The organism is Photorhabdus machadonis (assembly GCF_052657765.1).
Genome location: NZ_CP199761.1, coordinates 1993683 through 2011248, shown reverse-complemented (window position 1 = coordinate 2011248; position 17566 = coordinate 1993683). Strand labels below are relative to the sequence as shown.

General features: G+C 54.1%; 1 protein-coding gene (running past one end of the window). It reads right to left on the bottom strand.

Annotation, left to right across the window (positions count from 1 at the left end):
• Positions 1-631: 631 nt before the first annotated feature.
• Positions 632-17566 carry the final stretch of a non-ribosomal peptide synthase/polyketide synthase gene (locus tag ACUN2T_RS09705; RefSeq protein ID WP_445497288.1) on the bottom strand. It continues 19485 nt past the right edge of the window, so 16935 of the gene's 36420 nt are visible here — the last part of the coding sequence; its start codon lies off the right edge, out of view — the gene reads right to left on this strand; it ends in the stop codon at positions 632-634.

The following is a 17566-nucleotide window of genomic DNA, read 5'->3' as shown; positions in this document are numbered from 1 at the left end:
AGCACATATTATTTCATAATAATAAAATAATGTGGCGGGCGTAATTATTGAGTATTTATCATATTGATTAATATGGAAAATGTTCCAGAAAAATCGCTCTTTGATGCAATTCCCCTGATCTCCGGCGATATTGGCTATTACGCGACATAAGTAGGAAAAAAATTTAATGCCATTCAGTTCAAAAACACCGAACAACATATACACTGAGACTGTCCACCATTGTTTCTTCATTCTTGTTATCCCTAGATGTTTAAAATAAAAACAATATATACCCAGACGAGACCATGAGATTAAAGCTGATTACATCAGCCTATATCATCACCAGGAAATACATTGCCATTATCAAATCTTCTATTATTTTTATCAAAATAAATATTTCCAATAATTACTCTACAACTAAACACACAGTCGAGATACCCAGGCAATCAAAAAAATAAAATAAAATTAACAATATAATTAGATATAGATCACATAATAGGAAATAACAACAATATCGAAGAAATACAATCAAATAATTTATTATAAAAATCATCCTTTTTCTTATTTTAATTCAGCATAGAAATAATCCGGTATAAAAAATATATACCGGATTATCACACTAATATTAAATTATTCAATATTGATTAATATATCAGTATGACAGCACCTCCCCATCACAATGCATTGCCAACGCCCTATTCAGAGCCTGAGCTAAAACCGTTTTATTTTCATTATCTTCCAATAAACTAAAATGGTTACCCGGAATCGCAATCAATCGAAGAGAAGAGTCCGACATGACCTGCGCCCAACCTAACGACGGTTCTATATTTAACGACTCTGGCTTTTCATCCGTGACAAAAGAAATAGCGGGAGAAGGCTCTATCGCATAAAACTGATGCAGTGTTACCGCTAATGCTTGCGGTTCATACTCTCTGACTATTTGTGCATAACGCGCTATCTGCTCCCAACGTTTGGCGATAACATCAGGGCACAGATTGGCGGGATATAACGCCAATTCCTGTGCCGCTTCAATAAACTGCACCAAACTCAGCTCATCAATTCGCCGGTACAACGCCACGACCTCTTCTGTGCACTCTTCCCCTGACTGCCGGGCCAGCTCAGTAAAGAAATGATATTTGGGTTGCATGGCCTCTTTCCCTAAATAATGAGGCGCTGGCGTATCAATCCCCCCCAAGAAGTTCACTGTCTCACCAGCATACAAAAGCTGCTCAACAATGGCATAAGCCAATATACCGCCGGAAGAGTAGCCACATAGGCGGTACGGGCCTTCCGGTTGAACCGCTTTCATCAAGCTGATCATTCTTGTCGCCTGTGCTTCCATCGTTAACATCGGTTCTTCACTGAGGGACGGCCAAGGCAAGGCATAAACCGGATAGCCTGACGGGATATGCCGGGTCAGCCCGAAGACATAGGAATGATCACCCATCCCACTGGGGACAAAGAATAGCGGCAGTCCTGTTCCATCAGGTCGCACCGATATAGCACCGCTTTGTGGCTGAGACAATAAATCTGCCGTGATTTTAGATGCCAGTTCGGACAGCACCGGGAATTGGAATAAAGCATTTAATGTACAAACCAAACCACCACTGGCGGCAAGATTGGTCATTCGCATGGCAAGCAGAGAATGACCGCCCAGCGCGAAGAAGCTGTCATGCCGGCTGACCTGCTCAACCCCCAGCAACTCACGCCAAATCGCTGCCAGTGCAATTTCCGTTTCCCCTTGTGGTGCTTCATAAACCTGACGGGCAAAGGCTTCATTGTCCAGCGCCGGCAACATTCGACGATCCAGCTTACCGTTCGGGGTCAACGGAAGTGCATCCAGCCGTACAAAGGCCGACGGCACCATATAGTCAGGTAAAGTCGCACTCAGGTGAGTACGCAGGTTATTCGCCAGCCCCTCATCCACGGGCGCCACCACATAAGCCACCAACCGCTTATCCTGCGCTTCTCCTAATGCCAACACCACCGATTCACGTACCGCCGGGTATTCCACCAACCGGGCTTCAATTTCCCCCGGTTCAATCCGGAAACCGCGGACTTTAACCTGCTGATCGTTGCGGCCCAGGAATTCCAAGTTGCCATCCGGCAGATAGCGGGCTAAATCCCCGGTACGGTACATACGAGCACCCGGTTGATCACTAAACGGATCAATCAGGAAACGTTCAGCGGTCAATTCTGGCCGATTCAGGTAGCCACGGGCGACAGCGATTCCCCCAATGTAAAGTTCACCCGTGACACTCATTGGGACAGGTTTCCCGTGGGTATTGAGAATATAAATTTGGGTATTGGATATTGGGCGGCCAATCGGTACGTTATCGGCAAAACAGCTCGGGTGGTTGATATCAAACACGGTACAACCCACGACGGTTTCGGTTGGGCCGTACTCGTTGATGATGCGTGATCCAGGCGATAATGTTTGCCAAAGTGCACTAGTGGAACTGGGCAGTGTCTCTCCACCCACGATAAAGCAGTGAGCGGGGCATTTTTGTCCCACGGTTTTCAATTTCTGCCCCATTGCCGTAAGATGGCCGGGAGTAATTTTAACTAAAGCACCCGACTCCATTGACAACAATGCGGGCAGCAATTCAACCAACTCCTGCCCGTCACGGAGCAAATGGATCTTGCCACCACACAGTAAAGGCAGGTAAAGACTGGTGACCGTGGCATCAAAGGCTATCGATGACGAAACGATACTATTGAATTGCCTTTCAGTTAGGTAATCACTTCGCGCCCATAGCAGGTAGTTGCAGACACCACGATGTTCCAGCATCACGCCTTTCGGTGTCCCTGTCGAACCCGAGGTATAAATGACATACGCCAGATGTCGTGAAGTTAGTGCAGGTATTTGCGGGTTGCAGTCCCGCTGGTTGAGCAATGCATTTGGGTCAAGTACGGTGAGTTCTGCCAGTGCCTTCTCACCCAACGCAGCACGTCCGGCTTTATCCGCCAGCAAAATAACCGGAGCGGCATCCGTCAGAATATGGGCCAGACGCTCCCCGGTATAGACCGGATCTAACGGTACATAGGCACCACCGGCTTTTAGTATTGCCAATACCCCCACCACCATTGCGGGTGAACGTGACACACAAATCGCCACACGTTGATCCGGCTCTACGCCCAGCGTAATTAGCTGATGGGCCAACCGGTTAGCACGGGCATTTAATTCCGCATAACTGAGGGTTTGATCTTCATACATTAATGCTGTGGCATTCGGGGTTTTCTCCACTTGTTGTTCAAACAACTGATGGATACATAACGCATCAGGATACGCGGTTTCCGTCGCGTTCCAGGTTTTTAACAACAATGTACGCTCCGATTCTGGCAGAGTTTCCAACTGCCGTACCGGCGTTTCAGGCGCTTGTTCCAGCGCCTCCACCAAACTCTCCAGCGCCTGCTGCATATAACCGCATATCCGATCCGCATCAAACGGCTGGACAACTTGAGCGGTTAATCCCAGGGATTCACCACAATCCTCCACCGACAACACTAACGGATAATTGGTTCTCTCCTGCGCATCAAGGAATTCAATCCCGCTGATCAGTTCATCCTGCGTTGTTGACAATGCATTATGTCGATAGTTCAACAAGCTGCTAAAGAGGGGGATCTCCCTCTGCACATTACTGCAACGCTGGGCCAGCGCCAGTGAAGCATGTTCATGTTCCAATAGCCCGGCGAGTCGGGTATGGGCAGCCTGCACGCTGTCCCGTACCGGGGTATCATCAATATCCAGCCGCAGCGGCAAGGTATTGATAAACAGCCCCATACCACTATCAGCCCCTTCTCCCGCCGCCATGCGTCCAAACAACACGGTGCCAAACACCACTTTTTCCTGATCGCTGGTATGCGACAATACCTGGGCCCAGGCCAGATGACACAATGCCGCCAAACTGACACCCAAACGCCGGGCCTGACCACGCAGACGATCATTCAGCTCAGGCACCAACATCCGGTGGGATTCCATTACCTGTGAACCATCACTATGTACCTCCGTCAATCCGAACGGCAGCGTGGGTTCATCCACCGCCGCCAGCATATCGGTAAAGAAGCGGGTATGCGCTTCCTGACTGACCCCCAACCGGGCCTCAGCCACCAAATTACGGAAAGAAACTGGAGAAGGCAGGCTGTCCTCCTGTCCGGTAAGATACGCCTGAACCTCACGGTTCATCACGTCCAGCGTGGTATGGTCACCAATCAGGTGATGCAGCAATTGCAGGACAATCCAGCGGCCATCGGCTTCTTGCGCCACCACAAACCTCAGCAATGGTGCCTGATTCAGGTCAAGACGATAATAACGAGGATTAAAACGTTGAGCCAGTTGTTCACAAACCGGCCCATCAGCCGGGTCCAGAGTCAACTCAATGACCGATAAAGGTGCCTGACGCCAGACAACCTGAGTCGGCACAGACAACTCTTGCCAGATAAAAGCGGTACGCAAAATATCATGACGATCAACCACCTGTTGCACCGCCGCCAGATAACGGTCCAGCAGAGTCCGTTCAGCAAAGGCCATCTGGCTGACCACCAGATACGGATCCCCTTCATTTGCCAGTAAGTGGTGGAACAAAATACCGTCCTGCAATGGTGACAAGGCATAGATATCCTGAATATGGGTCACCCCGCCCGGCACCTGTCTGACGATGCGGTCAATGTCAGCCTGAGTCAGATCGATCAGCGGCAACATCTCTGGGGTGAGTGTCGTCGTCGCTGATGTAATGACGTTAGGCGGCACTATCACGGCCTGATGCTGTCCCAATGTTTGGGCTAAATCTGACAGCATTGGCGACTGGAACAGATCACGCGCCGTCAGGGTCAACCCTTGGTGACGCAGGCGTTCAATCATGCTCACCGCGAGCAGTGAATGGCCGCCCAGGGCAAAGAAATTATCATACCGGCTGACCTGTTCAATCCCCAGTAATTCACGCCAAACCGCCGCCAAGGTCATTTCCATTGTTCCTTGTGGTGCCTGGTAAACCTGACGGACCACGTTTTCATTGTCCGGGGCCGGTAGTGCACGACGATCCAGCTTACCGTTCGGGGTCAATGGAAACTCCTCCAGCCGCACAAAGGCTGTCGGCACCATATAGTCAGGCAAAATTTTACTCAGGTGAACACGCAAACTATTCACTAATCCCTCATCCACTGATGCCACCACATAGGCCACCAGCCGTTTTTCCGGCCCATCACCCAATGCCAACACAACAGCCTCACGCACCGCCGGATGCTCTGCCAGACACGTCTCAATTTCCCCCGGTTCAATCCGGAAACCCCGGATCTTAACCTGCTGGTCGTTGCGGCCCAGGAATTCCAGATTGCCGTCCGGCAGATAACGCGCCAAATCCCCGCTCCGGTACATCCGCGCATCCGGGTTATCACTGAATGGATCTACCAAGAAACGTTCTGCGGTTAGTTCAGGACGATTGAAATAACCCAGAGCTACCCCATCACCCCCGACATAAATCTCTCCGGCTACGCCCAACGGCACCGGTTGACCATAAACGTCCAGCAGATAAACACGTGTATTCGCGATTGGCCGGCCAATAGGGATGCGGATCGCGCCCCGCGCTAACGCCGTAATAGGATACATCGTGGTAAAGGTGGTTCCCTCACTCGGACCATAGGCCTGCAATAATTGTTGTGGCGGACGATTATCCAGAACTTGAGCAATCACATGTAAATCAGGAATATCTCCCCCGAAAATCAGGATCTTAATCTGTGGAAGTACTGGAGATAACTCTACCGCCAGCCGGTTAAACAACCCGATAGTCAACCACAGCACCGTGATACGGTGAGCCTGTAACGCCTGTATTAACTCCGCTGGTGTCAATAACGTGGCATGATCGATAACCACCAGAGCACCGCCATTGAGCAACGGTGCCCAGACTTCAAACGTGCTGGCGTCGAAAGCCGGATTAGCCGTAAAGGCAACCCGATCATCCGGTCCAATTTCAGCATAGCCATTATTGATAACCAACCGGACTACAGCACGATGAGTCACTACCGCCCCTTTTGGCATGCCAGTTGAGCCGGAGGTATACATAATATACGCTGACTCGGTGCTGTAACGCGGTAAGTCAAGGTTGAGACACGCTTCCTCTCTACTCGTATTTTCCTTATCAGAGAAACGAAGCAGCGGAACAGCCAGATTAGCCGGAATATCTGCTCGTGTATCGGTGAGCAACAACCGGGCGGAACAATCATTTATCAACCAGTTTTTCCGCTCATCCGGCACACTGGGATCAACAGGCACGTAAACGGCACCAGCTTTAAGAATAGCTAATTGGGCCACCACCAGTTCCATCGACCGCTCTAACAGAAGCGCAACATGATCACCAGGACAAACCCCTTGTTCGATCAGTTGACGAGCCAACCCGTTAGCATGAGCATTCAATTCCGTATAGCTCAGCGTCTTTTCTCCCGCTATCAGTGCCGTCGCTTCTGGGGCTTTCGCCACCTGCTGCTCAAACAACTGATGAACGCACAATTGCTCAGGATAGGTGGTTTCCGTCGCGTTCCAGGTTTCCAGCAACAACCTGCGCTCCGCCGGGGCCAGGATATCAATCGCCCCAACCGGCTGTTGAGTCGGCGCGACCATCGCTTGCAGCACCGCGTGCAGATAGCCCACCTGACGCGCCATTGTCGGGGGATCAAACAGTGCCGAGGCATAACTCAGCGCACCGACAATCCTGCCCGCCTCTTCTGACAAGCTCAGTTCAAGATCAAACTTAACAACATCAAACGGTTGATTGACCGGTGACACCGCCAGCCCCGGTAATTGCCACTCCGTACCCTCCGTGCTCTGCCAGTCAAACATCACCTGGAACAACGGCGTATGCGCCAGCCGACGCGGCGGCTGCACAATTTCCACCACCTGCTCAAACGGTAAATCCTGATGCGTCTGCGCCGCTAAGGCGGTTTGCCGGACCCGCGCCAGTAATTCCGTCACCGTCAGTTCACCCGGGATATCAATCCGCAACGCCAGTGTATTCACAAAGAACCCGATCAGCGGCTCCACTTCCTGACGACTGCGACCTGCACTCGGTGTCCCAATCACCACCGCTTCCTGACCGGACAGGCGCGACAGGACCACGGCCCAGGCTGACAGCAGCGTCATAAATAACGTCACACCGTGCTGCTCACTCAGGCGTTTAAGCGCAGTCGTTAACGCCGTATCCAGATTAACCGGCACAGTATGCCCGATAAATGACTGCTCAGACGGACGCGGCCGGTCAGTGGGTAAATCCAGCAGCACCGGGGCATCGGCCAGCATGGCACGCCAATAGTCGGATTGCTCCCCGGTCCGTTCAGCCGACAGCCACTGACGCTGCCAGGCGGCGTAATCCGGGTATTGAATTGTCAACGGCGGTAACCGTGCCGGTTGCCCGGTCAGAAACGCCGTATAGAGTGCGCTCAGTTCGCGTATCAGCACATCGACAGACCAGCCATCGGAAATAATGTGATGCTGGGTAAGCAGGAACCGGTATTCATCATCGGCAAGCCGGATAAGCGAAGCGCGGATAAGCGGACCACGATCAAGGTCAAATGAGGCACGCGCTTCTTCCGCACACAGGCGTTCAAGCACACGGTCCGCCTCCGGGAGCCCGCGCAGATCATGTTGGGATAACCGCAGACCGCTATCCGGTGCCAACAGTTGCACTTGTGGCTGACCGTCAACCGAGACAAAGACAGAGCGTAATGCGTCATGACGGGCAAACACGCTATCCAGCGCCTGCTGCCAGGCCACGATATCCAGCTGACCACACACGTGCAGGGCCATCGGAATATGGTAAGTCTCACTGACCCCCTCAAGCTGTGCCAGGAACCACAGGCGCTGTTGAGCAAATGACAACGGTAATGCCCCCTCACGGGATATCGGCAGGATAGCCGGCAGGACCGTGTCCGCCTGACCAGACCCGCCCTGCATGACCTCAGCCAACGCCAGCAAAGTGGGGAATTTAAACAGGGTCGCCAGCGACAGTTCAACACCGAAAGCCGCAACCCGGTTCATCACCCGTACCGCCAGTAACGAATGCCCCCCCAACGCAAAGAAATTGTCATATCGGCTGATGTGCTCAATCCCCAGAATTTCACGCCAAATCGCGGCCAGGGCGATTTCGGTTTCGCCCTGCGGCGCGGCATAAACCCGGTGGGCATAAGCTTCATGGTCCGGGGCCGGCAATGCCCGGCGATCCAGTTTCCCGTTCGGCGTCAACGGCAGCGCCGCCAGCCGCACAAAGGCGGACGGCACCATATAATCAGGCAGCTGAACACTCAGATGGTCACGCAGGCTATGAATCAATCCCTCATCCGCCGGCGCTACCACATAAGCCACCAGCCGTTTCTCCTGCCCGTCACCCTGTGCCAATACCACCGCTTCACTCACGGCCCGGTGTTCCAGCAACCGGGCTTCAATTTCCCCCGGTTCAATCCGGAAACCGCGGATTTTCACCTGCTGGTCGTTACGGCCCAGAAACGCCAGATTGCCATCCGGCAGATAACGCGCCAAATCCCCGGTCCGGTACATCCGCGCTTCCGGGTTATCACTGAACGGATCGAGAAGGAAACGTTCCGCCGTCAGGTCAGGACGATTGAAGTAACCCCGCGCCACACCCGCCCCGCCGATATAAATTTCACCGACCACACCCGGTGGCACCGGCTGACCATAAACGTCCAGCAAATAAAGGCCGGTGTTAGCTATCGGACGCCCGATACTTTCAATAATCCTGTCACCGCGCTGTATCGACAACCAGGCAGAATACGTTGTCGTTTCGGAAGGTCCATAGAGGTTACATAACCGCTGTACCGGCGTTTCTGCAAAAATCTGTTCAATCAAGGCACGTTTAAGCGGTTCACCCGCCAGATTGACGGTATGAACCGACGCCATCAGCGCCTGAGCCTGCAATAACGGTTTCATCGCCGACGGGACTGAGTTAATCAGGGTCACCGGCAGGGCATGCCGCATCAATGACAGGACATCATCGACCAGATGAATCACCGCACCACAAGACAACGGCATCAAGAATTCAAAAATGGACAGGTCGAAATTCATTGACGTCGAGAAAAGTGTCTCCCGGACCTCTTCCGCGCCAAAAGCCTGCTGGGCCCAGTGCAGGAAGTTCACGGTATTCCGGTGCTCAATCATCACCCCTTTTGGCACGCCTGTGGAGCCGGAAGTATAAATCACATAGGCTAGATGACGGTCAGTCAGCCCCGCTCTCTGCGGGTTGCTGTCCGTCTGGTCAGGCAAGATATTGGGGTCCAGTACCGTCAGCCCGGCCAGCGCTGACTCGCCCAGCACCCCACACCCGGCCTCATCCGCCAGTATGACGGACGGCGCAGCATCATGCAGGATATGGGTCAGACGTTCGCCCGGATAAGCCGGGTCCAGCGGCACATACGCGCCACCGGCTTTCAGGACGGCCAGCAATGCCACCACCATTGCCGGGGAACGGGCCACGCAAATCGCCACCCGCTGGTCCGGCCCGACACCCCGTGCCATCAGCTGATGGGCCAGCCGGTTGGCACGGGCATTTAATTCGGCATAACTGAGAGTTTGCTCTTGATACACTAACGCTGACGCGTCAGGCGTTTTCGCCACCTGCTGTTCAAACAACTGGTGAATACACAATTGCTCAGGATAGGCAGCTTCCGTCGCGTTCCAGGTTTTTAGCAGCACCGTACGTTCCGCTTCCGGCAGAATTTCCAATGCCCGAACAGGCGTTTCCGGGGCTTGCTCCAGGGCCGCCACCAGACTTTCCAGCGCCTGCTGCATATAACCGCACAGGCTTTCCGGATCAAACGGTTGCACGACCTGAGCCGTCAGCCCCAGGGCTTCCCCAAAATCCTCCACTGACAGCATAAACGGATAATTGGTCCGCTCCTGTGCGTCCAGAAACTCAATACCACTAATGATGTCATCCGACGTTGCCGACAAAGTATTGTGCCGATAATTCAACAGGCTATTAAAGAGAGGGAGTTCACCCGGCACACCGCTGCACCGCTGAGCCAGCGCCAGGGACGCGTGCTCATGTTCTAATAATCCGGCCAGCCGGGCATGTGCGGCCTGTACACTGTTTCGTACCGGCGTCTCATCAATATCCAGACGCAGCGGCAGGGTATTGATAAACAATCCCATACTGTTGTCAGCGCCTTCTCCCGCCTGCATACGCCCAAACAGCACGGTGCCAAACACGACATTCTTCTGACCACTGGTACGCGACAACACCTGAGCCCAGGCCAGATGACATAAAGCCGCCAGACTGACGCCCAAATGTCGGGCCTGATGACGCAAACGGTTATTCAGCTCAGCAGGCAACATCCGGTAAAATTCCTCCACCTGCGAGCCATCACGATGCACTTCCGTCAAACCAAACGGCAATGTCGGTTCATCTACTTCAGCTAACAGGTCAGTAAAGAAACGTGTGTGTTCTTCCTGACTGATACCCAATCGGGCCTGCGCCACCAGATTACGGAACGGTGTCGGTGCAGACAAGCTGCCCTCCTGCCCCGTCAGACACGCCTGAACTTCGCGGTGCATCACTTCCATCGTTTCATGGTCGCCGATCAAATGATGCTGCAATTCCAGTAAAAGCCAGCGGCCATCGGTTTCCTGCGCCACCACAAAGCGCAATAACGGCGCTTCCCTCAAATCGAGACGATGATGACGCGGATCAAAACGTCGGGTTAACTGTTCACTGATTGAACCGTCAGCCGGGTTCAGTGTCAGTTCAGTCACCGACAATTGGGCCTGACGCCAGACCACCTGCGCCGGCACTGACAATCCTTGCCAGATAAATGCTGTACGTAAGATATCGTGCCGATCAACCACCTGTTGAACTGCGGTCAGATAACGATCTAACAGAGACCGGTCAGCAAAGGCCATCAGACCCGTCAACAGATACGGATCCCCTTCGCTTGCCAGTAAGTGGTGGAACAAAATACCATCCTGCAACGGTGACAGAGCATAAATATCCTGAATATTGGCCATCCCGCCCGGCACCTGCCCAACGATGCAATCAATGTCAGACTGAGTCAAATCAATCAGCGGCAACATCGCCGGTGTCAGCGCCGTAGTACCCAATGTAATACGGTTGTCAGGCACCTGAATTTCATCATGCTGAACCAGGGACTGTGCCAAAATACAGAGTGTTGGATGCTGGAATAGCGTTTTTACCGATACACTCAGACCGATACGCCGCAATCGATCGATCATGCGCACAGCAAGCAGCGAATGCCCTCCTAGCGCAAAGAAGCTGTCATATCGGCTTATCTGCTCAACACCCAACAACTCACACCAGACAGCCGCCAGCATAGTTTCCATCTTCCCGTGCGGCGCTTCATAGACCTGACGGGCAAACGCCGCCTCCCCCGGTGCAGGCAATGCCCGACGATCCAGCTTGCCATTCGGAGTCTGCGGGAAAGCATCCAAGCGCACAAAGGCCGCCGGTATCATATAGTCGGGTAAAACGGTACTCAGGTATTCACGCAAACAGGCAGCCAACCCCTCATGTACTTCCGCCACCACATAAGCAATAAGTCGTTTTTCCTGCCCATCATCCAGCACCAACACCGCCGCCTCTTGCACCATTGGGTGTTCTGCCAACCGGGTTTCAATTTCCCCCAGCTCAACACGGAAGCCCCGAATTTTAACCTGTTGGTCGTTACGGCCCAGGAATTCCAAATTGCCATCTGGCAAATAACGTGCCAAATCGCCAGTGCGATACATCCGCGCACCGGATACCGGACTAAAGGGATCCGATATAAAACGTTCAGTACTCAATTCCGGCAAGTTAAGATAACCCCGTGCTACACCGACACCGCCGATATACATTTCACCCACGCAGCCTAATGGTACTGGCTGACCGTATCTGTCCAGCAGGTAGACGCAGGTATTTTTAAGCGGCCGACCGATAGAACTATCATCTGCCGGGGATAAGATATCCTGACAAGTTGCCGTCACGGTATTTTCCGTTGGGCCATACGCGTTCAATAGCCGGGGCCGGTGGATCTCCCGTGCAAACCAGTCCTGAATGGCGCTCTTTTTCACCGCATCACCACCAATGATAATGAGTCGCAGACCATCCGGTAACGATAATGTATTGTTGTCTCTGGCAATCAGTTCGGACCAAAATAACGCAGGCAGAGACATCACCGTGATACAATTCTGCCAGGCCAAGGCAATAAACTCCGACATAGAAGCCAGCCAGCTGTCATCGCGCATGACCAGCGTGGCACCATTACATAATGTCGAGAAACATTCTTCCACTGAAACGTCAAAAGCAAAAGAAGCAAATTGCAACAGCCGATCTTGCGCCGTGATTGCATAGGTCTCATTAAAACCCAAATGACGCTGATACACCGCCTGATGCTCTACCATCACGCCTTTCGGCTGCCCAGTTGAGCCAGAAGTATAGATGACGTAAACCAAGTGCTCTGGCGTCAACTCAGCTACCTGCGGGTTGCGATCCGACTGATCTGGCAGAATATTCGGGTCAAGTACCATCAGTCCAGCTAACGCCTCGTCACCCAGTGCTGCCCGTCCAGTCGCATCAGCCAATATCACTGATGGAGTCGTATCATTCAGGATATACGCCAGACGCTCCAACGGGTAGGTTGGATCCAGCGGTACATAGGCCCCACCAGATTTCAGTACGGCCAACAATGCCACCACTATTGCCGGGGAACGCGCCACACAAATCGCCACACGTTGATCCGGCTCGACACCCAGTGCAATCAGTTGGTGGGCCAGCCGGTTGGCACGGGCATTTAGTTCGGCATAACTGAGGGTCTGCTCTTGATACACTAATGCTGTCGCTTCCGGGGTTTTCTCCACCTGTTGTTCAAACAACTGATGAATACACAACGGGTCAGGATACGCGGTTTCCGTCGCGTTCCAGGTTTCCAGCAACAACCTGCGCTCCGCCGGTGCCAGGATATCAATCTCCCCAACCGGCTGTTGAGCCAGCGCGGCCATCGCTTGCAGCACTGCGTGCAGATATTCCACCTGTCGCGCCATTGTCGGAGGATCAAACAGCGCCGAGGCATAACTCAGCGCACCGACAATCCTGCCCGCCTCTTCTGACAAGCTCAGTTCAAGATCAAACTTAACAACATCACAGTCTTGATTGACCGGTGACACCGCCAGCCCCGGTAATTGCCACTCCGTACCCTCCGTGTTCTGCCAGTCAAACATCACCTGGAACAACGGCGTATGCGCCAGCCGCCGCGGCGGTTGCACAATTTCCACTACCTGCTCAAACGGTAAATCCTGATGTGCCTGCGCCGCTAAGGCGGTTTGCCGAACCCGCGCCAGTAATTCCGCCACCGTCAGTTCACCCGGGATATCAATCCGCAACGCCAGCGTATTCACAAAGAACCCGATCAGCGGCTCCACTTCCTGACGACTGCGACCTGCACTCGGTGTCCCAATCACCACCGCTTCCTGACCGGACAAGCGCGACAGGACCACGGCCCAGGCTGACAGCAGCGTCATAAATAACGTCACACCGTGCTGCTCACTCAGGCGTTTAAGCGCAGTCGTTAACGCCGTATCCAGATTAACCGGCACGGTATGCCCGATAAATGACTGCTCAGACGGACGCGGCCGGTCAGTGGGTAAATCCAGCAGCACCGGGGCATCGGCCAGCATGGCACGCCAATAGTCGGATTGCTCCTCAGTCCGTTCAGCCGACAGCCACTGACGCTGCCAGGCGGCGTAATCCGGGTACTGGATCGTCAACGGCGGCAACGGTGCCAGTTGTCCGGTCAGAAACGCCGTATAGAGTGCGCCCAGCTCGCGTATCAGCACATCGACAGACCAGCCATCGGAAATAATGTGATGCTGGGTGAGCAGGAACCGGTATTCATCATCGGCAAGCCGGATAAGCGAAGCGCGGATAAGCGGACCACGATCAAGGTCAAATGAGGCCCGCGCGTCTTCCGCACACAAGCGTTCAAGCACACTGTCCGCCTCCGGGAGCCCGCGCAGGTCATGTTGGGATAACCGCAGACCGCTATCCGGTGCCAACAATTGCACTTGTGGCTGACCGTCAACCGAAACGAAAACGGAACGTAACGCTTCATGACGGGCAAACACGCTATCCAGCGCCTGCTGCCAGGCCACGATATCCAGCTGACCGCACAAGTGCAGGGCCATCGGAATATGGTAAGTCTCACTGACCCCCTCAAACTGCGCCAGGAACCACAGGCGCTGTTGAGCAAATGACAACGGTAACTCACCCTCACGGGATATCGGCAGGATGGAAGGTAATACCTTATGCTGCTCATCAAACCGGGCACGCATTACCCCAGCAAAGGCCATTAAAGTGGACGCTTCAAACAATGCACTCAATGGCAGTTCGATACCCAGCGCCGCTATCCGGTTCATCATCCGTACCGCCAACAACGAATGACCGCCCAATGCAAAGAAGTTGTCATGCCGGCTGATCTGTTCAATCCCCAGGACTTCACACCAGATAGCCGCCAGCGCAATTTCAGCTTCCCCTTGCGGCGCTTCATAGACCTGACGGGCAAAGGCTTCCTCATCTGGTGCCGGTAATGCCTGGCGATCCTGCTTGCCATTCGGGGTCTGCGGGAAGGACTCCAGACGCACAAAGGCCGCCGGTATCATATAGTCAGGTAGAATCGCACTCAGGTGTTCACGCAAACGAGCAACTAACCCGTCGGTCGCTGCCGCCACGACATAGGCCACCAGACGTTTATCCTGCCCATCCTCCCGCGCCAGTACCGCTGCCTCTTGTACCGCCGGGTATTCCAGTAACCGGGTTTCAATTTCCCCCAGCTCAATACGGAAGCCGCGGATTTTCACCTGCTCGTCGTTGCGGCCCAGGAATGCCAAGTCACCGTCGGGCAGATAACGCGCCAAATCCCCGGAGCGATACATCCGCGCACCCGCTACCGGGCTAAAAGGATCCAGTATAAAACGTTCTGTGCTTAATGCCGGCCGGTTAAGATAACCGCGCGCCACCCCGACGCCGCCAATATACATTTCACCAATGCAGCCTAATGGCACCGGTTGACCATATTGGTCCAGCAGGTAGATGCGGGCATTTTTAGCCGGCCGGCCAATAGAATGCGCATCGACGGGGGATAACACATCCTTATAGGTCACCGTCACGACATTTTCCGTCGGGCCATAACCGTTCAACAGCCGGGGCCGGTGGCCTTCCTGCCTGAACCAGTCCTGAATAGCGTTCTTTTTGACCGCCTCACCCCCAATGATGATGAGCCGGAGACAATCCGGTAGCGCTAACCCAGAATCTCTGGCCGCCAGTTCAGACCAGAACAGGGTCGGCAGCGATACCACCGTAATACGATATTGCCGGGCTAAGGCAATAAATTCCGCTATCGAAGCCAGCCAGCTGTCATCACGAAGAACCAGCGTCGCGCCATTGCATAATGACGAGAAAAAATCTTCCACTGAAACATCAAACGCAAAAGCAGCAAATTGCAGCACCCGGTCTTGCGCCGTGACAGCATAGGTCTCATTAAAACCCAGATACCGTTGATAAATCGCCTGATGCTCTACCATCACCCCTTTCGGCTGCCCGGTTGAGCCTGAGGTGTAAATCACATACGCCAGATGCTGTGGCGTCAACGCCGGGACCTGCGGGTTGCTGTCCGGCAAGTCTGGCAGGGTATTCGGGTCCAGTACCGTCAGCCCGGCCAGCGCGGCTTCGCCCAGCGCAGCCCGGCCAACCGCATCAGCCAATACCACCGCCGGGGCGGTATCATTCAGAATATACGCCAGACGCTCCCCTGGGTAGGTTGAATCCAGCGGCACATAGGCCCCACCGGCTTTCAGTACCGCCAGCAATCCCACCACCATCGCCGGAGAGCGTTCCACACAAATCGCCACCGGCTGGTCGGGTGTCACCCCCAACGCAATCAATTGATGGGCCAGCCGGTTGGCGCAGGCATTTAATTCGCCATAACTGAAGGTCTGCGCTTGATACGCCAGTGCCGTCGCCTCCGGAGCCCGCGCCACCTGTTGCTCAAACAGCTGATGAATACATAACGCCTCAGGATACGGCGTTTCTGTCTCATTCCAGGTTTCCAGCAACAGCGTGCGTTCCGTTTCCGGCAGGATGTTCAATGCGCGTACTGGTGTTTCCGGTGCCTGCTCAAGGGCCGCCACCAGACTCTCCAGCGCCTGCTGCATATAACCGCATATCCTGTCCGGATCAAACGGCTGCACTGCACTAGCCGTCAGCCCCAAAGTGGAACCCCCGTCCTCCACCGACAACCCAAAGGGATAGTTAGTGCTCTCCTGTCCGCCCAGGAATTCAATCCCGGCCATCGTTTCATTCAGCGGATCCTGTTGATCATTATGTCGATAGTTCAGCAGGGCACTAAAGAGAGGCGTACCACTGGCAACCCCACTGCAACGCTGGGCCAGCGCCAGTGAAGCATGCTCATGCGCCAGCAACCCGGCCAGCCGTAAATGGGCCGCCCGCACGCTGTCCCGTACCGGGGTATCATCAATATCCAGCCGCAACGGCAGGGTATTGATAAACAGCCCCATGCCACTGTCAGCCCCTTCTCCCGCCGCCATGCGCCCAAACAGCACGGTACCAAACACCACTTTCTCCTGACCACTGGTATGGGATAACACCTGTGCCCAGGCCAAATGACACAGCGCCGCCAGACTGACCCCCAAATGCCGGGCCTGATAGCGAAGACGGTCATTTAACCCGGTCGTCAGCATCCGGTAGGATTCCATCTCCTGAGATCCATCATGATGCACATTCGCCAGCCCAAACGGCAACGTGGGTTCAGCCACCGCCGCCAACATGTTAGTAAAGAAGTGGGTATGTTCCTCCTGACTGATACCCAACCGGGCCTGCGCCACCAGATTGCGGAACGGCACCGGCGCGGACAGGCCGTCTTCCTGACCTGTCAGACACGCCTGGACTTCGCGATTCATCACATCCAGTGTGGTATGGTCACCAATCAGGTGATGCAGCAATTCCAGTAAAAGCCAGCGGCCATCGGTATCTTGAACCACGACAAAACGCAGCAGAGGTGCCTGACCCAAATCAATACGATAATGACGGGGATTAAAACGTTGAACCAGTTGATCACCAACCGGCCCATCAGCCGGGTCCAACGTCAATTCAGTGACCGACAACGGTGCCTGACGCCAGACCACCTGCGCTGGCACTGACAATCCTTGCCAGATAAAGGCGGTACGCAGAATATCGTGGCGATCAACCATCTGTTGTACCGCAGCCAAATAACGGTCCAACAGAGGCCGGTCAGCAAAGGCCATCTGGCTGATCACCAGATACGGATCCCCTTCATTTGCCAATAAGTGGTGGAACAAAATACCGTCCTGCAACGGTGACAGGGCATAGATATCCTGAAGATTCGCCACCCCACCCGGCACTTGCCTGACGATACGGTCAATGTCGGCCTGAGTCAGATCGATCAGCGGTAACATCTCTGGGGTGAGTGTCGTCGTCGCTGATGTAATGACATTCGGTGGCACCACCACGGCCCGGTGCTGCCCCAATGTTTGAGCCAGTTCAGACAACACCGGCGACTGGAA